20 protein-coding genes are annotated in these 22,705 nt (G+C 41.5%); 14 read left to right on the plus strand and 6 right to left on the minus strand.

The genetic code is table 11. The features are described 5' to 3' along the window. The first annotated feature begins 13 nt into the window (after window positions 1–13). Window positions 14–1,195, plus strand: coding sequence for a hypothetical protein (locus UABAM_RS28325; protein WP_173013625.1), 1,182 nt, complete (start codon window positions 14–16; stop codon window positions 1,193–1,195). 15 nt (window positions 1,196–1,210) lie between these two features. Then, complete coding sequence (locus tag UABAM_RS28330; protein WP_151971356.1) at window positions 1,211–1,801, plus strand: 1-acyl-sn-glycerol-3-phosphate acyltransferase; 591 nt, start codon at window positions 1,211–1,213, stop codon at window positions 1,799–1,801. 116 nt (window positions 1,802–1,917) lie between these two features. Here UABAM_RS28330 and UABAM_RS28335 read toward each other — a convergent pair whose 3' ends face one another. Both UABAM_RS28335 and UABAM_RS28340 read right to left on the minus strand, forming a co-directional pair. Beyond that, a complete protein-coding gene (locus UABAM_RS28335; protein WP_151971357.1) occupies window positions 1,918–2,301 on the minus strand; it encodes a hypothetical protein in 384 nt (127 codons plus the stop codon). 68 nt (window positions 2,302–2,369) lie between these two features. Next, the gene (locus tag UABAM_RS28340; protein ID WP_151971358.1) at window positions 2,370–5,303 is read right to left on the minus strand and encodes a fused MFS/spermidine synthase; all 2,934 of its coding nucleotides are present in this window, start codon (window positions 5,301–5,303) and stop codon (window positions 2,370–2,372) included. Window positions 5,304–5,519: 216 nt separating this feature from the next. Here UABAM_RS28340 and UABAM_RS28345 point away from each other — a divergent pair, with 216 nt between their 5' ends. From UABAM_RS28345 to UABAM_RS28400, 12 genes are all read left to right on the plus strand, one after another. After that, the gene (locus UABAM_RS28345) at window positions 5,520–6,815 is read left to right on the plus strand and encodes an SUMF1/EgtB/PvdO family nonheme iron enzyme (protein ID WP_151971359.1); all 1,296 of its coding nucleotides are present in this window, start codon (window positions 5,520–5,522) and stop codon (window positions 6,813–6,815) included. 47 nt (window positions 6,816–6,862) lie between these two features. Next, the gene (locus UABAM_RS28350; protein ID WP_173013626.1) at window positions 6,863–7,570 is read left to right on the plus strand and encodes an alpha/beta hydrolase; all 708 of its coding nucleotides are present in this window, start codon (window positions 6,863–6,865) and stop codon (window positions 7,568–7,570) included. A 4-nt stretch (window positions 7,571–7,574) separates the two neighbouring features. After that, the gene (locus UABAM_RS28355; protein ID WP_151971361.1) at window positions 7,575–8,624 is read left to right on the plus strand and encodes a dipeptide epimerase; all 1,050 of its coding nucleotides are present in this window, start codon (window positions 7,575–7,577) and stop codon (window positions 8,622–8,624) included. Further along, window positions 8,617–9,582 carry an ABC transporter ATP-binding protein gene (locus UABAM_RS28360; RefSeq protein WP_151971362.1) on the plus strand — a complete coding sequence of 322 codons (966 nt, stop codon included), beginning with the start codon at window positions 8,617–8,619 and terminating at the stop codon, window positions 9,580–9,582. Before UABAM_RS28355 ends, UABAM_RS28360 begins: the two co-directional genes overlap by 8 nt. A gap of 2 nt (window positions 9,583–9,584) precedes the next feature. Further along, a complete protein-coding gene (locus UABAM_RS28365; RefSeq protein ID WP_151971363.1) occupies window positions 9,585–10,385 on the plus strand; it encodes an ABC transporter permease in 801 nt (266 codons plus the stop codon). Next, window positions 10,382–11,170: an ABC transporter permease gene (locus UABAM_RS28370; RefSeq protein ID WP_151971364.1), complete on the plus strand. Its 789-nt coding sequence runs from the start codon at window positions 10,382–10,384 to the stop codon at window positions 11,168–11,170. The genes UABAM_RS28365 and UABAM_RS28370 overlap by 4 nt, the downstream gene beginning before the upstream one ends. A gap of 67 nt (window positions 11,171–11,237) precedes the next feature. Beyond that, the gene (locus tag UABAM_RS28375; RefSeq protein ID WP_151971365.1) at window positions 11,238–12,284 is read left to right on the plus strand and encodes a serine/threonine-protein kinase; all 1,047 of its coding nucleotides are present in this window, start codon (window positions 11,238–11,240) and stop codon (window positions 12,282–12,284) included. 482 nt (window positions 12,285–12,766) lie between these two features. Next, window positions 12,767–13,918 (plus strand): MFS transporter, encoded by a 1,152-nt coding sequence (locus UABAM_RS28380; protein ID WP_151971366.1) that lies wholly within the window; start codon window positions 12,767–12,769, stop codon window positions 13,916–13,918. A gap of 222 nt (window positions 13,919–14,140) precedes the next feature. Beyond that, entirely contained in the window at window positions 14,141–14,395 is a 255-nt protein-coding gene (locus UABAM_RS28385) for a DUF4212 domain-containing protein (RefSeq protein WP_151971367.1), read from the plus strand. An 11-nt stretch (window positions 14,396–14,406) separates the two neighbouring features. Next, on the plus strand, window positions 14,407–16,212 hold the full coding sequence (locus UABAM_RS28390) for a sodium:solute symporter family protein (RefSeq protein ID WP_152022067.1): 1,806 nt from the start codon (window positions 14,407–14,409) through the stop codon (window positions 16,210–16,212). A gap of 22 nt (window positions 16,213–16,234) precedes the next feature. Next, window positions 16,235–17,068, plus strand: coding sequence for a hypothetical protein (locus UABAM_RS28395; protein ID WP_151971368.1), 834 nt, complete (start codon window positions 16,235–16,237; stop codon window positions 17,066–17,068). A 482-nt stretch (window positions 17,069–17,550) separates the two neighbouring features. Beyond that, window positions 17,551–18,294, plus strand: coding sequence for a metallophosphoesterase family protein (locus UABAM_RS28400; RefSeq protein ID WP_173013627.1), 744 nt, complete (start codon window positions 17,551–17,553; stop codon window positions 18,292–18,294). A gap of 10 nt (window positions 18,295–18,304) precedes the next feature. Here the strand turns inward: UABAM_RS28400 and UABAM_RS28405 are convergent, their stop codons facing one another. The 4 genes from UABAM_RS28405 to UABAM_RS28420 are packed head-to-tail and all read right to left on the minus strand — an operon-like array spanning window position 18,305 to window position 22,686. Continuing rightward, complete coding sequence (locus tag UABAM_RS28405; protein WP_151971370.1) at window positions 18,305–19,369, minus strand: leucine-rich repeat domain-containing protein; 1,065 nt, start codon at window positions 19,367–19,369, stop codon at window positions 18,305–18,307. Continuing rightward, window positions 19,348–21,270 carry an NAD(+) synthase gene (locus UABAM_RS28410; RefSeq protein WP_151971371.1) on the minus strand — a complete coding sequence of 641 codons (1,923 nt, stop codon included), beginning with the start codon at window positions 21,268–21,270 and terminating at the stop codon, window positions 19,348–19,350. Before UABAM_RS28410 ends, UABAM_RS28405 begins: the two co-directional genes overlap by 22 nt. After that, window positions 21,263–21,988 (minus strand): UDP-2,3-diacylglucosamine diphosphatase, encoded by a 726-nt coding sequence (locus UABAM_RS28415; protein ID WP_151971372.1) that lies wholly within the window; start codon window positions 21,986–21,988, stop codon window positions 21,263–21,265. The genes UABAM_RS28410 and UABAM_RS28415 overlap by 8 nt, the downstream gene beginning before the upstream one ends. An 8-nt stretch (window positions 21,989–21,996) precedes the next feature. Next, window positions 21,997–22,686, minus strand: a complete 690-nt coding sequence (locus UABAM_RS28420) for a response regulator transcription factor (protein ID WP_151971373.1) — start codon at window positions 22,684–22,686, stop codon at window positions 21,997–21,999. Between the last annotated feature and the right edge of the window lie 19 nt (window positions 22,687–22,705).

The raw sequence follows: 22,705 nt of genomic DNA on the forward strand, positions 1-22,705 counted from the left end.
TATGGAGAGTTTTATGGAACTCATTATTACCTTATTTGCCGAAATTATTACTCCTATCCTTGCCTCCATTTTAACCGCAATACTCAGCTTTATCACTTCGACCATTTCTCTCATTGTCAAAGTATATTTATGGTTTTCGTCACGCCGTAAAGCAAAAGCCGCAAAACAACACCCCAAAAGAAAACTTGCTTTGCGTATTATTTATTATACTGCGGTATTTGTATTTGCAGCGATTCTGTGTATCAACTATCTTTTTTTAAAGCCCGCCCTAAACCTTGTTTGCAAAAATATATACGAGCGAACGAGCATTGCCATTGAATTTGATCACGCAACTGCACACTTGTTGTGGGGGAATTTACAGTTGCGTTCGTTGCACATTAAACGCGACCTTAATCCTAGCTTAGATTTTGACTTACGCATAAAGTCAGTGGATTTATCCATTTCCCTACAAAACATTCTTCGTGGAAAACTCGTTCTTCATTCTCTACAAGTAAACGGCGTCACGGGCGAAATGATCAAGAGAGGCAAACGGCGCAAAAAACCACGCAAAAACTTTATAATTCGCGAATTTTTGCTAAAAGATAGTCATGTGATCTTCCGCACACAAAAAAGACCTAATGCGCATATCACTATTGCTATTCAACAAATGCAATGTTATGATGTCCAAAGTAAATACTTTGTTTATCACACTCTGCTACGCTCCAACACAAAAGGAATGATTGCACAAAGACCGTTTTCCATCTCGACCACATCTACCGCAACAGGCTACAAAAACGTTTGGCGTGCCACAGGAATTCCTTTAGACGATTTAAGTGATGTATTCTCAGGTTTTTTCGCTTGGTTTCAAAAAGGAAAAGTCGATATAAATTCCGAAAACCACTGCCATGGAACACAAATTGACATGCGACATACCTTTGTATTGCGTAACTTTCAAGCACAAACACCGCAAAACTCTACACTAAACAATATTGTGGCGCAACGCGTAGAAAATTTCTTAAATAGACGTCAACTAGAGTTCCCCATTGACTTACAGTTTACAATGGCTGAGCGCGATTTTGCAGAAATGCAATCTGTAGAAGGGTCGCAATTGTCGCAGAAAATAGCCACCGCTTGGATACAAGGGGTGATGAAAAAATTGCCGGGCAACAGAGTTTTTAATACAATCAAGAATTTATGGAAAAAGAAAGATAAATAGAACAAAGGAACAACGATGATCAGTAAATTATTGGCACGTTTTACTCTATGGATTTTGGGGTGGAAAGCCGTTGGCGAAAAATCTTCGCACAAAAAATACGTCATGATCGCCGCTCCGCACACCACAAATATGGACGGAGTATTACTATTAGCCGCTTCGACAGTCTATGGCATGAAAATATCGTGGATGATAAAGCACACCGCTCTTAAAGTGCCTATTTTTGGTTGGTTCTTAAAAAAGACGGGTGCCGTAGGAATCAATCGCAAAGCGAACCATGGACTAGTTGCACAGATGGTCGAAAAATTTGAACAAAAAGAGGAGTTTATTCTCGCCATTCCCCCCGCGGGAACGCGTAGTTATCGCGATTACTGGAAATCGGGATTTTATATCATTGCCAAAGAGGCAGGAGTGCCCATTGTCCCAGGATATTTAAATTACGAAACCAAAGAAGCCGGTTTTGGTAAATCTTTTGTCCCAAGTGATGTAAAAAAAGATATGGATTACCTACGTGAATTTTACAAAGACATCACCCCACGCTACCCCGATAAAAAGTCCAAAATTAGACTTTCTCTTGAAGAAGAAGTAGAAAAACAAGAGAGCGCGTAATATTTAACTATAATGGGAATTACAATAGAAATGTAGGGGCGGACCTTGTGTCCGCCCGTTCCCTCAAATACAGCGAGATAAACGTTTCCAAAAATTAACCACACCTGCCCGTCACCTCAAATATCTCGCTTACCAACCTTCGTATCACTACGACGCATTCCTCCAAGGAATAGCTCGCGAAAGTTGAGCATTTTTTTGACACCAAATGCCGCTAAATAAAAAATGCAAAAACTAATTGCGGCGCCAGAAAAAGACCGTGTTCTGCTGACAACAAGAGATCCCATTACCGCGCTAAAACTGGTGATCATAATCATCGAAAAAAACACCAATAAAATCCACGATTTTACTTTTTTCTCTTTTGGCTTTTTCTTGTCTTTTTCTTCTTTGTCGTCATTAAAAACGTATGCGATAAATAAAAAAAATATCGCCCAGCCAAAGACACTCCCGGCAATATCTTCAATATCGGTACGCGTAGCTAGAATACTCCACAATGTATACATAGTTATCTCTTAATATATCTATTGCCAAAGACTCGATTGAATAACTTCTTTACCTCCCGTACCATACATTATTTTTTCTCCTTATCTTTTTTCTCCATCAAAGCGATATATTTCATTTTAAACTCATCACGATCTTTTTTGTTGATCATTGCCAGCGATTTACGATAAAAATCTTTTGCTTTATCGAACTCTTTATTGTTCACAAAAAGCGCAATCCACGCCAAACGCCCCTCTAAATATTGCGGATAAATTTCAAAAGTTTCGCGCATGTGTTGTTCCGCAACCTCTTTTTTTCCATTTTGGTACGTTAGTAAACCGACATTGAGACGCGAAACGTAGTCTTCGGGCGCGAGCCATACAATCTGTTCATAGCACGTCATCGCCAACTGAACTTTTTGCAAACGCGTGTATATTTTCGCGAGTAACCGATATCCACTTGGATCTAGTGGATCAAGCGAAATAATTTCTTCTAATTTGTATAGCGCTGGTTGTACCTTACCTTGCGTGATAAGAACTGCCGCTTCACGAACCATTTCATCTTTGTTTTGCAACATTTTGTGGCGTTGTTCTGCTATCGAAGCAATTGCCTCCATGTGTGCCTGATTTTTCGAGTATTTTGCCAACTCTTTAATTCGCGGCCACTCTTCAGGCTGTAAAGTACGCAAAGCCAAAATAACTTTTTCAACCGCTTCATCAGCAGATAAGTCACTATAGAAGTATGTACATAGTCGTGCAAAATAATCCGCCGTTTTCAATCGCTGTGGCTTAAAATTTATGCCGCGATACATCTCAAGAGGGGCACGGTACTCTAATATTACATTGTCATCTCTGTTGATTTTTTGCACGTGCACTGTATCATCTGGCAGTGAACCATACAAACCACACAGCAACTCAGCAGGATTGTGTATCCCAATACGCTTCAGAGTTTTTTGCAGTTCTTTACCTACAAATTTGTTTTGCAATTCCTTATAAGTTAACTTCAAAGGTTCACGCGTAGCAATACACAAAAAATCAAAGTCTTGACGAAAAATCACCACGTGTGGAAACGTCGCTTTGAGCGTTGCGAGGATGGTATCAAATGTTTGGCGTGAAATTTCATAACCTTGAATCCACTGACAAAAAACTCCGCCCTGATTTAACTTGCTGTTGACAATATCGTAAAACTCTTTGGTAAAGACGCTTCCCGAACCTTCTACCCACGGATTAGAGGGTTCAGAAATCATCACATCATAGGTTTTATCGCGGTATTTTAAAAATGTACGTGCATCTTCCACATAAATTTTCACACGCGGATTTTTTGTCACATTGCCATTGATCGCTTTAAAATAACCGCTTGCGGTAATAACCGCTTCCTCCATCTCCACAACGTCTACCTGCGCATCTTTATGCGTGGCCACGGCGTGGACAGTAGCACCACTTCCCAACCCAAGAACAAAAACATTCTTACTTTGCGATGCTAAAAACATCGGTATATGACCCAATAAATATTGCGTATCTAGGTCTTGTGACGTCGAAGCATCTGTTTTACCATTGATGTTTAAAGATGTGTGATAAAAATCGCGATATACAGTCACCGTGCTATTAATACCATCTTCCGCGTAGATCAATTTCGCATCATAGCTCAGCTTTTCTTTTTTCACCAGCGCTTTGCGAAATAAACTTTTATGAAATGCCTGAACATTCATCGTTGGTGAAATAAATACCAACAATGCGGTAAAAACAACACAAAGTAGTTTCGGAACTTGTCGCGAAGTTTCTTTTAGCAAAGTCAGTAATAGCACTGCGCATCCTAGATATATACAAAACTTTAGCGACGCATGTACACCAAAAATAGGTATGCAGAAAAAACCTGCGCCCATACTTCCGAAAATAGCCCCCAGGGTATTATATCCATAAACATAAGTGACGGCTTTACTCGTGGCTTGTGTTTTGAGTTTGTAACCCTCTATGATCACAGGTAAAAGCATACCGAGGAGTGTCATGGGTACAAAAATAACAATCCCAGTCGTTACGCCTTGTAATATCAAAAACAGTACTAAATTTTCGTTGCATAAATATGTCAGGGACATAAAAAAATTTGGTAAAAAGTTAATGATATATAAACTCAGTGCAATAAATAGTATGTTGCCACACAACAAGGTATATAGAAAGGAACGATAGTTATCTTGCAGCAAAATAAATTTGCGTACCCACCAGCTTCCAAGAGCAATACTTAGCAATATAGAGAGTAGGATAATAGAGAACGCATAGGTCGAAGAGCCAAAAACAACAACGAGTATTCGCGTCCAACTAATTTCTAAAAACAGTCCAATTGCCCCACACATAAACGCCCATAGACAAAGCGAGTCTGGCACCCATGTCGCTGCGGTGCTTTGTGGAACCTCACAGTGAGAATGGCGACTCATACGCAAAGCACTCATCGCAATGCCTGCACTCAACAAACTCGTCATGTACGCACTATATGTGATTCCACACCATGGTAACAATACGAAAGTAGCAAAAACAACCCCCAAAGCAGCTCCAAAAGTATTTGCCGCGTATAGCGTGGCAGTGTTGGCGAATAAGTCTTTTTGCTGCGAGAAGTGGAACACTAACATTGGTAGAGTGATCCCCATTAAAAAGCTGGGTATCACAAATAATAAAAATGCCACAAGGAACTGTAAAATGATAAAAAATATAAAGTTGGCGTCTATGAGAGAGTATAGTGGAGCGAGCAACCAACTAGCGTATGGAAAAATCCATAGCGCAACGACACTATACACAGCTATTGCCAATTCCAAATAACCATATACACGCAGGGGATTCTTTGTACGAATTTTCTCGGAATAGAAGCTCCCAAGGGCAAGGCCAGTCATGAACGTAGCAAGAATTGTTGTCGTTGCCCAAGTAGAACCGCCCATCACCGGAATCAGTAACTTACGCCATAAAATTTGATATGATAGGCTGCATCCACCCGAGAAAAATAACAACAGTGCCACCCACTTTACGATCGATTTATTCACTTGTCGTTCCTTTGTATTGATAGATCTATGATTTTCAAATAACCATGTTGTAATAGGTTTCGATGCTGTTTATCTAACAGAATGCTTTACTATTTGAACAATGATTGCTAAGATAGTAATATTCGCTTAAAGAGTTGTATTTGCGAAATTTACTGCATGTGGGCATCTTAAACCTGAAAAAATGTTATATCGGTCCTTCTTTACAAGGTGAAAAAAATGTGTAGTCGTAATGTCCGAATAAAATGTATATGCTTTGCTCTATTGATGGTAAGCGCTTTTTCCCAAGAGCAAACGAAAGCAAAAATAAAACGTTTTCATGCCAACCTGAGCATGACACAACGTTCTATAGAGCGCGTAGACCGAGAAATTTTGACGCTAACCAAAGGTATTCGCGAATTACAAAAACAACAAACGCAGATGGTTGCTGCGATCGCAAAGCACCAACAGTCTATAAAAAAATCGCAAGTAGATGTTGTATCGAAAAACATTGCCAAAAAAATCGCTCTACTACAAGAGTTGACATCTGCGATGGAAAATACTTCACAATTGCATGCATTCAACGAACGACTACAAGTCGAGTCTAAAAAAATGCAACGCTTGATACAAGTCAAAAAACAAATAAATTCCGAAGTATTCAACCATCAAAAACACATTGTACAGTACAAAAGGCAACTCAGTGAAATTAGTAAAAAAATGGATATTTCTAAAAGTGTTTTGGCCAAAACAGTCCGCAAGCGCAAAATACTAAAGAAAAATGCGCTTATCTATAAAAAGCAACGCAACTTGGCCGCTCAAGAGTATGTGCAGCAGAAGAAACAGCTCAAAAAGAAAAGGCTTTTGGCCGCTTACGCCGCCAAGAAAAAACGCGAAATGGCAGAAAAGAAAAAACGCGAAGCCGCTGAGAAGAAAAGACGCGAAGACAATGAAAGAAAAAAACGCGCTCTTGCTTATGCACAACGTAAGAAAAAGAGCTCGCGCAATAACATTCGCGAAAACCCAGATTCTGAAGAAGAGGCCGCCATAGCATCGTTGTTGCTGCTAAAAACAGCAGAAGATGTTGCGGAAGATGTTGCCGATGCGACAGAGGACCAACGCAAAAATAACAAACTTATTCCACGTATTGTTCGCAAGCAAAATCCCAAAGATGGAGCGTGGATGACACGTGTCGGATCTTTCTGGGTATATGAAAAACCCATTACCAACACACAGTACTGGGAAACATTCCGCGGCATGTACTACAACAACGCCCAAAAAAATGCCCAAGCCGTCACCGAAATTACCTTTCGCGATGCCCAAGAGTATGCACGGTGGGCCGGAGCCAAATTGCCAACGTATTCGCAATTACAAAAATTACCCAAAAATCTTTCGGGAAACGCCTGGGAATGGACCAACAGTACTTATCGCAAAAAAAGTGCACATGTTATTTTTAATAAAATACAAAAACCACGTTTGTTGTCCGATGCCAAGGAACACACACAAGTCACTTTTCGTTTAATACTACCCGCGCGATAATTCACAAGAGAGGTATGTTGTTGTCAGAAAATCGTAAAGTAATTTTCATGCACGGACTCGAATCGGGATTACAGGGAAAAAAAAGCCACTATCTCCATAGTCACTTTGCCAACACCTATACACCCGATATGCAAATGTCTCTATTGAATGTACGTAAAAAACACAGTGTTTTACGCAACATATGCAAAACAAAGCTATTTCGCGTGTGGTTTGTGTTACTACTCCTTTGTGTAACGATCTCTTGCTTTATGAGTACCACGCACACGATCGTATCTTTTGTTATTGGTATCCTTGTATTTCTCGCAGTGAAAAAACACCTTATACAACGCGCTCTTGACATATCTCTACAACAGTGCGTTACCGTACAAAGTAACGCACTGCAGGAGTTTCAACCACACATCGTTGTCGGCTCTAGCTGGGGAGGTTTGGTTGCACTCATATGCCTTTCGCAAAATGCACATAGCTGTCCAGTAATACTCATTGCCCCGCCGGTAAAAATGATTCTCAATAAAATAGATCCTAGCGAAAAAAAATGGTTAAATATGTGCGAAATGGCAAAACAACACAGTGATCAGATCTACATTGTTCACGGTGAAAAAGACCAAACAGTGCCCCTTGAGGATAGTCAAGAATTTATCGAAAAAGCGGGGGGAATTTTACAAGTGATCCCTGGCGGAGACCACAGTTTAAATGATTCATTGCTAGAAGACGATACCCCATACGCTTTAAAGAATATTATTACAAACCTGAGATAAAAACATGCAAATTAAAGACGTAAAAATAGTTCACAAAAAACTGCCACTAAAAAAAGTTTTTCGCACCGCACTACGTACCGCAACAGAAATACCACTTATTGAAGTAGAAATTAGCACGAATGAAGATACGATTGGCAGAGGAACAACAAGTGCCGCAGCGAAAGTAACAGGAGAAACAACTTCTTCCATTTGTGCCGCAATACAAGATTATATATTTCCCAGTATTGCGGGTAGTTCACTCCTGAACGTCCAGCAAATTTTACACAGCATTACCACAAGTATTCCCAAAAACTACAGTGCAAAAGCTGCTGTTGATATGGCCGTATACGATTTATATTGTAAATCTCTACAGATACCTTTATACAAATATCTTGGTGTTTATCGCACCAAACTTTCTACTCACATGACGGTTAGTTTGGGGGAAATAGAACAAATGTGCTGCGACGCTCAGGAAGCGGTAAACAATCATTTTTCCTCATTAAAAATCAAGGCAGGCAAAGATTTTCGCCACGATATCGAAGCAATTCGCCAAATTTATAAAACAGTAGGTAACAGCGTTCGACTTGGTATTGATGCCAACCAAGGGTGGAAAAAACGCGACGCGGTAACGGCCATTCGTGCCTTACAAGAAATCCCCAACATTGACTTTGTCGAACAACCTGTTGTTGCACATGATATCGAGGGATTAAAGTGGATCAAAAATCGCGTTGACATACCCATCATGGCCGACGAAAGTATTTTTAGCTACAGCGATGCCATGCGTGTTATACGAGAAGACGCCGCGGATTTGATCAATATAAAATTACTGAAGTGTGGCGGTATTTTTCCCGCAACAAAAATTCTACACGCCGCAGAAAGTGCAGGCATAGAGTGTATGTTGGGATGTATGATGGAGGGGCCAATCTCTATTGCTTGTGGTGCGATGTTTGCTTGTGCACACAAAAATATTACACGCATAGATCTCGATAGTTTATATTCGCTACGCAATTTTACTTTACCCTCATACATATACTACGGCGAAGGACAAATTGAATTGAAGGTCAACCATGATTGAAGTGCGTAATCTCAAAAAAAGTTTTCGCGTTCACGTGAAAAAACCTGGTCTGTTGGGGTCCATGCGTTCTCTATTTGTACGCAACTGGGTAGAAAAACACGCTCTAAAAGGCGTCTCTTTTAACGTAGAACCGGGAGAAATTGTCGGTCTTCTCGGGGCAAACGGTGCGGGAAAAACAACGTTAGTAAAAACATTGGCGGGCATTGTCTATCCTAGTGACGGAGACGTCAAAATTTTGGGCCACGTTCCTTGGGAAAGAAAAAACGAGTTCCGTAGACAAATTGCACTGATCATGGGACAGAAAGCACAACTATGGTGGGATTTACCTGCCGAAGATTGTTTTCTTTTACTTCGCGAAATCTATTCTATTCCGCGACAAAAATTTCATGACAAGCTCAATTTCTTAAGCGAAACTCTGGGAATTACCGAACAACTCAATATTCAAATTCGTCGCCTCAGTCTAGGCGAGAGAATGAAAATGGAACTTATCGCGGCTCTTCTACACGAGCCGCGCGTTGTATTTCTAGATGAGCCAACCATCGGACTTGATTTTACCGCACAAAAAGCCATACGCGATTTTATTTTACAATATCGCTCGCAACACCAACCGGCAATGATCTTAACTTCACATTACATGGAAGATATTAAGGCTCTTTGCAAACGCATTATCATTATTCGCGAGGGAGAGTTCATTTATGACGGTCCTTTGCAAAATATCGTCAATACCTACACAAAACACAAAATAGTATCTCTACACCTCGAAAAAGAAATTTCACCGCCGAATATTCCCCACGAAATCGTTGCTGCCGAACCACAATTTCTAAAAATCAAAATTCCTCGTGATCAAGTAGCACCTTCGGTAAACAGTTTATTGCAATCATTACCTGTCGCAGACTTGACCATTGAAGAACAAGCCATCGAAGACGTGATTGAAGCCCTATTTCGAGGAGAAATGTAAAATTGTGGACCTTACAAGTATTTACCCTTGAAATGCGTAAGATATTTTCTTACCGCATTGATTTTTGGACGCAGTTTATTGCGTACATTGTCGTATGGGTGGGAATTTCTTACTTCTTGTGGAGTTCTATCTTTGCACAAAAAGGCATTGATTCCATCGGCGACTACAGTTTCCACGCATTGATGTTGTACTATCTGATTACTGCTTCTGTGGCAAAGATAATACGTGGCCAGGATATCGGACAAATTTCCCGAGAAATTTATCAGGGGGAACTTTCTCGTTATCTCGTTTACCCGATACCTTTCTTTTTATATAAATTCGTATGTCATCTAGCGCATTCTTTCATGTATTTTATACAACTTATCTTTGCCATCGTATTTTTTGCCTGCGTTTTTGGACTTCCTGTGGAAATCACCATCACCTATGACCGGGTACTAATGTGCTTTCTTTTTTTGTTACTATCTTGTTACTTACATTTTTCGATTGCTGCGGTGATTGAAATTGTGTCGTTTTGGGCCGACAATGTATGGAGTTTGCTGGTGATGCTACGCTTTATTAGTGGATTACTTGGCGGTGCACTACTCCCCTTAGTATTATTCCCCGAGTGGGCGCAAAAAATTTTATATACACTCCCTTTTCCCTATCTAATTTCTTTTAGTAGTGAAATTTTCTTGAACAAAGTCACATACGCGCAAACTTACAAAGCGACATTTATTGTTTTTGCTTGGAGCGTATTTTTTAATATAATATTTGCTGTCGTTTGGAAAAAAGGCTTACGCCAATACTCAGGAGTGGGAATTTGACACGCTATTTTCGACTGTATCTACACTTTTTGCGTTTTTCATTCAGTAAAGCAATGGAGTTTCGTGTCGATTTTTTTTTCCGTATTGTCATGGATTGTTTTTTTTATGCCATCAACATCGCTTTTTACCAAGTGCTGTTTTTGCACACATCCACTCTAGGAGGCTGGAACGAAGAACAAGCGATGATTTTTGTCGCCGCTTATATTCTCGTCGATGCATTACAAATGACGATTTTCTCTACCAATTTGTGGTGGTTTCCCATTTTTGTCAATCGCGGAGACTTGGACTATTACTTAGTGCGTCCGGTATCCAGTCTATTTTTTTTGAGCGTACGCGAATTTGCGGCCAATTCGCTGTGTAACGTTTTCATTGCCATTGGCATTATGATTTGGGCAATTTCTAGCTACTCGCAGCCACTTATTTGGTGGAAAATATTGCTATTTGTGTTATTAGTAGTAAATGGTACTTTTATATATTACATGGTACACATGTTATTTCTCATCGGCGTTTTCTGGACGCATTCTGCCCGAGGTTTTGATAGCCTGTTTCGTCATCTATGCTTGGTCCACGAAAGACCCGATGGTATTTTTCATGGCGCTACGCGTACAGTCTTTACCACTGTACTGCCTTTTTGTTTGATGTGCTCATTTCCAGCACGTTTGTTATTTGAAGATTTTCAACTCTCTGTCTTGCTTCATATACTAATCACTACAATGCTTATGTTTTTTGTACTGCGCTGGGCATGGAAATTTTCATTAAAAGCATATTCTTCAGCATCTTCTTAGTCTCAAATTAGAATGGATGCGCACTCGATGGAACCAATTTTCCGTTATTTTTTGATAGGAGTTATCCTTGACCGCAAAAGAATTAGCCTTTATTCCAAAACAATTTGATATCCAAAAAGTGATCAAATCGCACAAATACTACAAAATTTTATTTGCGAAAAACCAGGATATTCAACAATTTGTCTTTATAAAAGCGCTGACTCTGGATGGTGCGCAAGATATTTTTATCACCAACGAATTTCGCCGTGAGTGCCGTATTGCCAAAAAAATGTCTTCGTTTGCCCACCCGTGCATTCCGCGCATTCTTTATGTAGAACACGGTATGGGTCCGCGGTTTTATATTATGGAAGGAACCGCTGGTTCTACCCTCGAAGAGTACATGACGCAACACAAAATTCCACAAGAAATCGCCACGCGCATCACCCTACAAATTGCCCAAGGTCTAGATGCTTTGTACACGCAATTTGAGATAATACACCGCGATCTCTCCCCAGACAACATATATCTAACACGCGACCTACAACCAAAAATTTGCAACCTACAATCCATCAAAAATGCCGACGTAACCACCATTACTTCGCACGGTGGAGTAAAGGGCAGTATGTTGTTTACCGCTCCAGAAATTTGCTCAGAGCACTTTGATTACTCTATTCAAAGTGACATGTATTCCCTAGGTCTTATTTTCTTATATATGTTACAAAACAAACTGCCGATAGAGAGTGTTGAGGATATTTTCGACTTTGACGTGACACAATTATCTCTGGAAGAATACAGTGCACAGCCGATCCTACTAAAAATGTTACACAAAAACCCCAATGAACGCTTTGCGAACTACGCAGAACTCATCAATGAACTACAACCAATATATAATACTTACACACCAGCAACCGTCACAACAAGCGGTCCACAAACAGACGTCGCTGACGCTCGCTTGAGCATGTGGGAAGCAAAATTAGACAACATCGCCAAAAAACTAGCCATTTTAGAGCAAAAGCAAGAAAACCTCACTCAGGCTCTTAACGTTACACTCACGGGAATGAACAACAAAATAACTCAATTAGAAGCGGAAAACCAACGTATAAAACAATACTTGAGTCAGATGTTCAATAAATAAATTTTCCCATAAAAAAACCGCCCTGAGGGCGGAATCGATGATTCACTTTTTAACTGCGCAAAAAATTAGTGATAGACACTCAAGTATGGCCACTCATCCTCGTACAAAATTTATCATGTCTTAGAAAAACGCGATTAGCTCTATACTAGAAATCAGAGCAGTAAGGTTCAGATATTTTTCTTTCGCGGCACGAGCTAACGACAACCATGCAACGTACCTAACCCGGTTTGCTCCCCAAGTTTTCGTACCTCAGCGTCATCTTATATACAAAAAGCCTTCTCCTTACTTGCCAGATACCGGCAACTCTCGTAGTCTTGGACCACTTCAGGAAACGCTTACTTATGCAAGCTAGGCAGCCAGTCAAAAGTTGCCAGATTATACACCAATGCCGCAAAATTTTAAATAGGCATGCCCTAGAAAAAACGCAAAAAATATGCTAATATCCGTGAAAAACTATCACTTTCCATCTGAAGAGGGATCTTATGCCACAAATATCCGCATCGTTGATATTCTTTCTTTCAGCATTCACCCTAGGCACACTGTACTGCCCACAACCTTTGCTACCTATATACAGCGACATCTACAAAATTAGTTTGTCACAGACAGCTTTGCTCACAACATTCGCCCTAATCCCGTTGAGTTTTTTCCCACTTATCTATGGTATTATCAGCGAGTACATTTCACCTATTCGCGTTTTAAAATTTTCGCTATGGGGTCTGGCCTTTTCGACGTTTCTATTCACATTGGGAGATAATTTTACCTATCTTCTCCTCATTCGTTTGCTACAAGGCTTTTTTATCCCGGGAATTCTTACCTCAACAGTTACCTATATTTCACAAACCACAATACCTGAAAAAATTCCGCAGTACATGTCTTTATACGTCATTGGAACCATTGTCGGTGGGCTTGGCGGAAGATTGCTTTCGAGTTTCCTGGCGACACATGTGCACTTAAATGCTATTTATTTCTTTTTGAGCGCCAGTTTGATTATTATGCAGTGTTTCACCCTACGCTTACAGCAAAAACCGACCAAACCTGCGAATAAGATCTACCTCAGTGATATTTTCAAAATTCTCATCAGCCCCATCTATCGCGAAATTTTGCTCACTATTTTCAGTGTTAGTTTTGTCTTCGCATGCGTCATGAACTACATTCCCTTTCGTCTCCGCGAACTCGATGGATTTTCGTGGATTCACATCATCTACCTCGGCTACACCCTGGGAATCGTAACTTCTTTTCTATCACAACGTCTACAAAAACGTTATAATGTGGTGAATATTGCATGTATTGGCCTGGTCATTTTTCTATCTTCGCTGCTTTTACTTCTCACGACAACACCGCTATACATATTTATCATTGTATTCGCATTTTGTGGTTCGATGTTCTTTGTACACTCCATTTTAATGAGCTTTGTCAACTCAGTGGGGCAAGAAAGCAAAGGGCTCGTTAATGGCGCCTATGTCGCCTTTTATTACAGCGGTGCGGTAACAGGCTCGTACTTTCCCGGTATTGTCTACGAACATTTTGGTTGGGTCAGTTACATATGGCTGCTATTTGCCATGTTATTTATTTCAAGTCTCATATTTTTTGTGACCATGAAAGTAAAATCACCATCGTGTCAAGTTAAGGCGTAAAAACCTTATGGTGTCATCCCTGACTTGATCAGGGATCCAGCGCTTTTAATTCATCTTTATATTGCTGGTTTCCCGCTTACGCAAGAAGGACATAGTTCGCGTGTCATCCCTGACTTGATCAGGGATCCAGACGCTTACAAGTTAACTTTATATTGCTGGTTTCCCGCTTACGCGGGAATGACAAGGCTTTGTAAGTCTTTTTTCAATCACTAAGGAGCAAGCATGAAAAATAAAAATGCGTATTGGAGAGCAAACTTACGACTCATCGGAATTTGCCTATTTATATGGTTTCTCGTATCTTTTGTGTTTGCGATTTTACTTGTGGAACCCTTAAATCGTTTTTCCCTTGGTGGCTACAAACTGGGGTTTTGGTTTTCACAGCAAGGGTCTATTTATGTGTTTGTCGCTCTGATTTTCTTTTATTCATGGCAAATGAATCGCATAGATCACCAATTTGGCGTTTACGAAGAAGAATAAAGGAGCGAATGATGGAATTACAAACATTGACATATTGGGTTGTGGGTTTGAGTTTTGCCCTATACATTGGTATCGCCATTTGGTCACGTGCAAGCAGTACCAGCGAATTTTACGTCGCCGGAAAACACGTACATCCTATCGCAAACGGCATGGCCACCGCCGCCGATTGGATGTCAGCCGCCTCTTTCATTTCCATGGCCGGTTTGATCGCCTTTTTAGGCTACGAAGGAGGCATGTATCTGATGGGCTGGACCGGAGGATATGTCCTCTTGGCCACACTTTTGGCTCCTTACTTGCGTAAATTTGGGAAATTCACCGTACCCGAATTCATTGGTGACCGTTACTACTCGCAGTTAGCACGCGTAGTTGCGGTGGTGTGCCTCATCTTTATTTCCTTTACGTATGTCGCCGGGCAAATGCGTGGTGTGGGAATTGTCTTCTCGCGCTTTTTAGAGGTTTCCATTGACAGTGGGCTGTTTATTGGTATGGGAATTGTATTTATCTACGCGGTTCTCGGCGGAATGAAGGGCATCACTTATACACAAGTTGCGCAGTACTGTGTCCTCATCTTCGCCTATACAGTTCCCGCGATTTTCATCGCGCTACAAACGACTGGTTCTGCGCTGCCGCAAATTGCACTAGGGGCCGAAGTACTCGATGGCTCGGGAACTTTGCTCGCCAAATTAGATCAGTCCCTTACCGACCTAGGATTTGGCGCCTACACCACACCGTTCAATGACAAATCAATGATAGATGTATTTGCCATCACCCTAGCACTAATGGTCGGAACCGCAGGTCTACCCCACGTCATTGTACGTTTTTTTACCGTTCCCAAAGTCCGCGATGCACGCACATCTGCTGGTTGGGCACTAGTATTTATTGCGATTCTCTACACCACAGCTCCTGCCGTAGGAGCCTTAGCACGCACCAACATGATTCAAACCGTAAATGGTACCGAACAACAAGGAACCGCATACAAAGAAATCCCCGAGTGGTTTAAAACATGGGAAGATGCCGGACTTATCGCATGGTACGACCACAACAACGACGGTCGCGTACAATACGCCGCGGGAAATGCCTTCACTGGAAAACCCGAATTCGACGGCGACAAACGCGGTAAACACGGTGAACGTATTGTCAAAAATCCTAGCGAAGGCAAAACAGCAAAAAACGCACCGTTTGCCAACGAAATCTACGTAGACCGCGACATCATGGTTTTAGCGAACCCCGAAATCGCCGGACTCCCCAATTGGGTAATCGCCTTAATCGCCGCCGGAGGAATCGCCGCGGCACTATCCACCGCTGCCGGATTGCTACTAGTGATCTCCGTGAGTGTGTCTCACGACTTACTGAAAAGCACCTTTACGCCGCAAATTAGCGAAAAGAACGAGCTTCTCGCCGGAAGAATCGCCGCCGGAGTGGCCATAGGAATTGCCGGATATTTAGGACTGCATCCCCCCGCTTTTGTCGCACAGGTAGTTGCCTTTGCTTTTGGTTTGGCGGCCTCGTCTCTTTTTCCCGTAATTTTATTGGGTATCTTCAGCAAACGCATGAACAAATGGGGGGCCATTAGCGGAATGCTCAGTGGACTTATCTTCACCATGGGTTATATTATCTATTTCAAAGGTGTTTTTATTAGCCCCATCGCCGCAAACGTTCCGGAAAATTGGCTACTGGGAATTTCTCCCGAAGGCATCGGTTCTATTGGAATGGTAATAAATTTTGCCGTCGCTTTCACGGTTTCGCATTTTACCTCTCCGCCACCAGCGGAAGTCCAAGAATTGGTTGAAGACATACGCGTTCCCCAAAACTCTTAGTTGAATGTTAAGGAGGTACAAAATGAACAAGCTATTTATCCTATTGTTGTTTACCACTGTTTACGCGCAAACAACACATGACATTGTCGCGCATACATTTTCCGTGTTAAAACAACAACACATTTTTCGCAACCACAAACAGCAAGATAAAGAGCCGCGTCCCTTGTACCTCGCCCAACAAGCGTTTACAGAGGCAAAACAAGCAGATAAAGAGGTTCAAATGAGAGACCGACTCAATATTGCCTTGGCGCATGCCAACCAAGCGCGATTTCTACACAGCGCTAGCCTCAATAGTCTGCAAATTCAAAAACGACGTGGTTGGCGCAACGGGCTTGACACCGTGACATTTGGCATATCGAGTATCTTCCTCGAATCCAACGAAGAGAAATACTCCGAGGATGGAAAGGTCATCAGTAGCGCTGCGTATAGGTATTTATTGGCGGTCTACATAGCGCGCCAAGCGCAAAAAGCACTCAAAGAAAAACCTGCGCAGGTGAAACATGAAATCAAGTGGGAAAAAATTTTGCAAAGAAAGATGCTGTTCGCGAAGGCGAAAAAGGTAGATCAATTGACGATAACGCAGTTTAAAACCCTAACGAGTGAATTGTTTTATCGCTCTTTGACAATGGCGATTCGTTCGTTGAAAAAGAGTAACAAGACGTCGCTCATTAACCAATACATCGACTATTTGGCCAAGTTAGCACCGCAACAAAAAAAGGTATGGCTACAACGCAAGGACATCGTTGCGCGTGTATTAAAGTTAAGCGGGGCACCTAGTGATTTAGAATACGAACGCGATGCCCGAACCATTTTGAACTGTGAGGATGCGTTGCGTATATTGAGTGAATTCGACTAGGTTGGGTGAGGGATTTGTCTTCATATTGGTGCCCTCACCATCGAATTAGCAGTTACAGCACAGCTGTAAACTGCTATTCTCATACCTCTCCCACGGGGAGAGGTGTAATGCTTCTCTTTTGTTAAAAACTAAATTCGCTTGAGTTGCGGGACAAAAGTAGCGATGTAATACGCTATTTAATGGAGGTTGTGTCTGTGATATGCATCAAAGGAAACAATATAAATAAATTCAGACGTGTTACGCCTCTCCCTGTGGGAGAGGCATGAGAATTGAGGCTTTTAGCGAAGCTAAAACCTCAAATTCGATGGTGAGGGCACCAATACGGAAAAAGAATCACGAATATCAAATCAACCCACAATTGCGATGGTGAGAGCGCCAATACGGAAAAAGAATCACGAATATCAAATCAACCCACAATTGCGATGGTGAGGGCACCAATACGGAGAGAGAATCACTTAACCTACAAACAAAAGGAAATAATTTTGATCGCCATTATCGCCTCTATTCATGGAAATCTACAAGCGCTACAAGCTGTTATCGAAGACATTGACAAACGCAATATAAAGACCATATATTGCCTGGGAGATATGGTCGGTTATGGACCCAATCCGCGTGAGTGCATTGAGATCGTTCGTGATCGCTGTGAGTTTTGTTTGCGTGGTGATTTTGAAGAAAACATAATGCGTCAATCGCTTTCTTCCACACCTGGAGTTTTGGAGATAACAATTGAATGGATACGCAATCAATTATATTCAGAATCATACCCTGAAACACAAAACAATGAGCTTTGGGATGTGATAGCTAACGCAAAGCAAAAAGTATATCGCGATAGATGTTTGTATGCTCATAATGCATCTCCCAATAATGGCTATGCTGTGCCTTTGAGTTTCATACAACTAAAATACACAATGAGTCACTTTTCAAATTACAACGTTTTTTTTTGTGGCGGATCGCATGTTCCGGGAGTTTTTACGGAAGAATATCAGTATCACTATGCCGCAGATATAAATAACCTGTTTTATCTTTCGCCTACCAGTAAACAAATCATAGATGTTGGATCAGTAGGCAAACCACAAGATCGCAACAATCATGCGTGCTATGCTATTCTTAATGACCAAACGCTACAGTGGATTCGTGTGGAGTACGACATCAACAAAACCATAGAAGAAATAGAAAATTGCACCCTGCCCAATACCATTGCGGATTATTTGCGTCGAGAAATCTAAAACCGAACACTTAGTCCGTTGGCAAATGAAGCTGTTTCAAATTTTCTAGTTTTGCGATCCCCTTCGGCAACTCCTCTATCTCATTGTTATTTAACCACAGCTCACGTAAATTTTGCAATTGACCTATTTCACTGGGGATAGAAGAAATTTCATTGTACGCCAGATGCAATTCATTTAAATTTCTCAACATCCCTATTTCGTTAGGAATTTCACAGATATAGTTACCACTCAAGTGTAATTCGACAAGATTTTGCAACTCTCCCACCTCTGGTGGAAGAGCACCACTTTTGACATTCTCGTTATGGTATTTATTAAATACCGGCCGTCCTCCACTTTCCTTATGTTCCTGTGGATATTTCTCCCATATTTCTTTAGGCACATTGGTAATATTATTACCGTATAAAGACAAAAGATTCAGACTCTGCAAACGTTCGCTTTGTTCAGGAATACTTTTAATCGAATTGTGTGAAATATCCAAAAGTGTCAGCGCAGTAAGATGCCCTATTTCACATGGAATTTTATCTATCGTATTGTGAGAAAGCGATAGGTACCTTAAATTTTGTAACTGCCCTATTTGCATCGGTAAACGTCCTATTTTATTTCCCGACAAGTGCAACATAGATAATTTGCGCAGTTGCTGTATTTCACGCGATACACTTTCTATTTGATTATGATCGGCATCTAAATATTCCAGGTTCTGCAAATTACCTATTTCATCAGGGATACAGCTTATGTTATTGCTAAATACCAGCAAATGGGTTAAATCTCGCAAAGAAAAAACATACTCTGGTATTGCCGACAGATACCTTCCGGATAAGTGTAGCACAAACGTCGCAGAAAAGTTGCAATTCTCAAAAGTACAATCCGGCAAATTGCCAAATATCGCGTCGCTGCGGAAACTACAATTGTCGAAAGAGGTGTTTTCAATGGAATAGTTATCGTCGAGATAAAACGTGCACCCGGCGTAATGGCTGTTCGATTTGACCTCTTTTAATGTCTGTCTACTTACCAATGTCTTTTCGATGACTTGCGCCTTTCTTTTATTGCTGATGCCTACAAGCAGTCCTCCAGCCACAGGTTTCCCACAGCATCACTCGGCATGCGCCAATCACCTCGTGGAGAGAGTGAAACGGCGAGGACCTTTGGTCCGTCGGGTAAACACGAACGCTTGAATTGTTGTTGGAAAAAGCGTTTGTAGAATATCTGTATCCACTTGCGGATTTCTTCACTGCGGTATTCTTCGCGAAAGGTTTGTTCCGCCAAATAGAAGATTTTCTGCGGAGAAAACTGGAAATATAGGTGATGGTACAGAAAAAAATCGTGGAGGATATATGGGCCAACCTTGTCTTCGGTTTTTTGTTGGATCTCATCGTTGTCGTGAGGGAGTAATTCTGGAGAAATCGGAGTGTTGGCGATGTCCTCTAGAATCTCTTTTAGAGTGTCGTCTACGGTTGTTGCATACCAGCGGATCAAATGCTGGATGAGTGTTTTGGGTATTCCCACATTTACCGAGTACATCGACATATGGTCGGCATTATATGTACACCAACCCAGAGCTAACTCCGAGAGATCTCCGGTGCCGACGACAAATCCACCAACTTGGTTCGCGACATCCATCAATATCTGTGTTCGTTCGCGCGCTTGGGCATTTTCGTAGGTGATATTGTGTTGCTGTGGATCGTGGTCTATATCGGCAAAATGCTGCATGACCGCTTTTTCAATGGCAATGGTGCGCAGCGTCACTTGTAAACTCTCCGATAACCTTTCGGCGTTACCTTTTGTTTGCGTGGTTGTTCCCATACCAGGCATGGTAATAGCCACGATATCTTTGGGATCTCTATTCAAACGTTTAAAAGCTTTTGCGCATACAATAAGTGCCAGTGTTGAATCCAATCCACCAGAAACTCCAATTACCAGCTTGCATCTGCCAATATGCTCCACTCTCTTGGCCAGGGCAATGGATTGTAATTCGAGAATTTCATAGTACGCGTCTTCTTTGTTGTCCGCCGGAATAAATGGAAAGCGCGACAGCGGGCGTTCTAACGTTTGTGGATTGGTGATCGTGGCAAAGGAAAATGCGACCCGACGTCTTTTTTTCGGAGAGTTGCTGGTGAAAAACGTACTGTTTTTCAGGCGTTGGCAAACTATTTTTTGTAAGTCGACATCGGCAACGGTGATGCTACCCTCGCTGCGAAAACGCGCCGACTCTTTTACGATGGCTCCGGCTTCGGCGATCATCGAATGCCCAGAATATACCAAGTCCGTACTCGATTCTCCTGGGCCACATGAGGCATACAAGTATGTACACAGACAACGCGCCGACTGCATCGCCACTAGCGATTTGCGAAAGTCTACTTTTTCAATGTACTCATTGCTGGCCGAACCATTGCAAATAATCGTTGCCCCATTTATGGCCATGTCTCCACTTGGTGGAGCAACCGCCCACAAATCTTCACATATTTCCATGCCAATGATACATTCGCGAAAATTGGTCGCACAAAACAATAAGTCTGTTCCAAAAGGAACGGCCTTGTCTTCCCAATACACAGTGTCATAGACATTGTCATTCGCCGAGCAAAACCACCTTTTTTCATAAAATTCGTTGGTGTTGGGCAAATGCGTCTTGGGCACCACCCCCAATACCTCACCGCCGAGTACAGCCACAGCACAATTGAACAGTTTGCTCTGTACCAAAACAGGCAATCCCAAAACAATAAACATATCGAGATCTTTTGTTTGTTGGGCAATGATATTCACCGCTTGTCGCGATTTTGCGATGAGAAGATCTTGGTAAAACAAGTCTCCACAAGTGTAGCCGGTGATGCACAATTCGGGGAAAACGACAATTTGGCATTTTTGTGCGTGGGCTTCGTGAATTGTTTGGATGATTTGTTGTGTATTATACGTGATATCCGCCACTTTTAACTTCGGACTTGCCGCCGCTGTTCTGATAAAACCATAAGGCTGATTAGTCATAATTTTTTTCTTTGTAAGTGAATTGATTGTCCGACCACTCTAAATAAGAGATACATTGTTCTTTGCACTCGGGGAGCACATAAAGTTCTTTGTCGTTATCTTTTTCTTCGCGCAATACTTTAAACTGTGGCTTATGTGTATGACCGCAAATCATCACATCTTGGTTTAAATCGTCGAGAATATCGAGAATGAATTGAAAATTGAGGCCCATGTCCTTTTGGGCTTTTTTGCGAATGGCTTTTTGGCTGGTTTGGCGAAACTTTTGCCCGATTTTCACACACACATTGCTGGGCATAAAACGCGATATGTAGTATATAAGATCACTCTGTAGCCACTTTTTCATTTCCAAGTAACTCTTGTCTCCGGTGCACAGAGCATCACCGTGGTATAACACCACACGATGTTTTCCCAATGTAAGCGTGTATCCATCTTCAATGGTGTTGCCTTTTAAACGCTTTGCGAAAAACGGAACAAATAAAAAATCGCGGTTTCCCGCGAGAAAGAAAATTTGTTTCTTGGCACATATACGGCGTAAAAAGCGCAAAAAATGGCGCACATATCCCAGGTTTCCCTGGGCATTTCCCGCCCAAAAGTTGAACAGATCACCCATGATATAAATCGGGGCCTGTTCTGTGGCAAGAAATTTTTCAAAAGCTTGTAAACGCTTCGTTTCACCAATATCAATGTGTAAATCGGCGACAAATATGACTTTCTTCATCGAAAATTCTATTCCGGTATTTGAAATTTATAACCAATACCGCGTACGGTAAGTATATACAAAGGCTGTGTAACTTCTTCTTCTATTTTTTGTCGCAATTTATTGATAAAATTGTCTACCGTGCGCGCCGTACCAAAATAATCGTAGCCCCACACTTTGTTAAGAATTTCTTCCCGTGAGAGCACTTTGCCTTTGTTTTGCACCAAGAGTTTTAGAACGTCAAATTCCTTGGGAGATAAATCGACCCTTTCATCGTCCTTGTGAACCGTACGTCCTTGAAAATTTACCTTGATGTTTCCAAACAGCAAAACGTCGTTGGCCTTGTCTTCATATTTTCTTTTGCGTCGCAACACCGCATTGATCCGTGCAATAAGCTCGCGCACTGAAAATGGCTTTGCAATGTAATCGTCCGCTCCCAAATCCAAACCCATAATTTTGTCTATCTCTTTGTCTTTCGCAGTTAACATAATAATGGGCACACCGAGATTTTTTTTGCGCACCGTTTTACAAACTTCAAAACCATTGAGCTTTGGTAACATAACGTCAAGAAGGAGCAAATCAATGGGTTTATTGAAAATAATTTCCAAAGCTTCTTCGCCATCTTCTGCACATAAAACATTGAATCCCTCAAATTGCAAGTTTTTGGTTAAGCCAAGCAAAATGGCGGGATCGTCTTCCACAACTAAGATCGTTTCCATAAGTTTTCCCCAGATCGTA

This window comes from Candidatus Uabimicrobium amorphum (assembly GCF_009002475.1).
Taxonomy (GTDB): Bacteria; Planctomycetota; Uabimicrobiia; order Uabimicrobiales; family Uabimicrobiaceae; genus Uabimicrobium; species Uabimicrobium amorphum.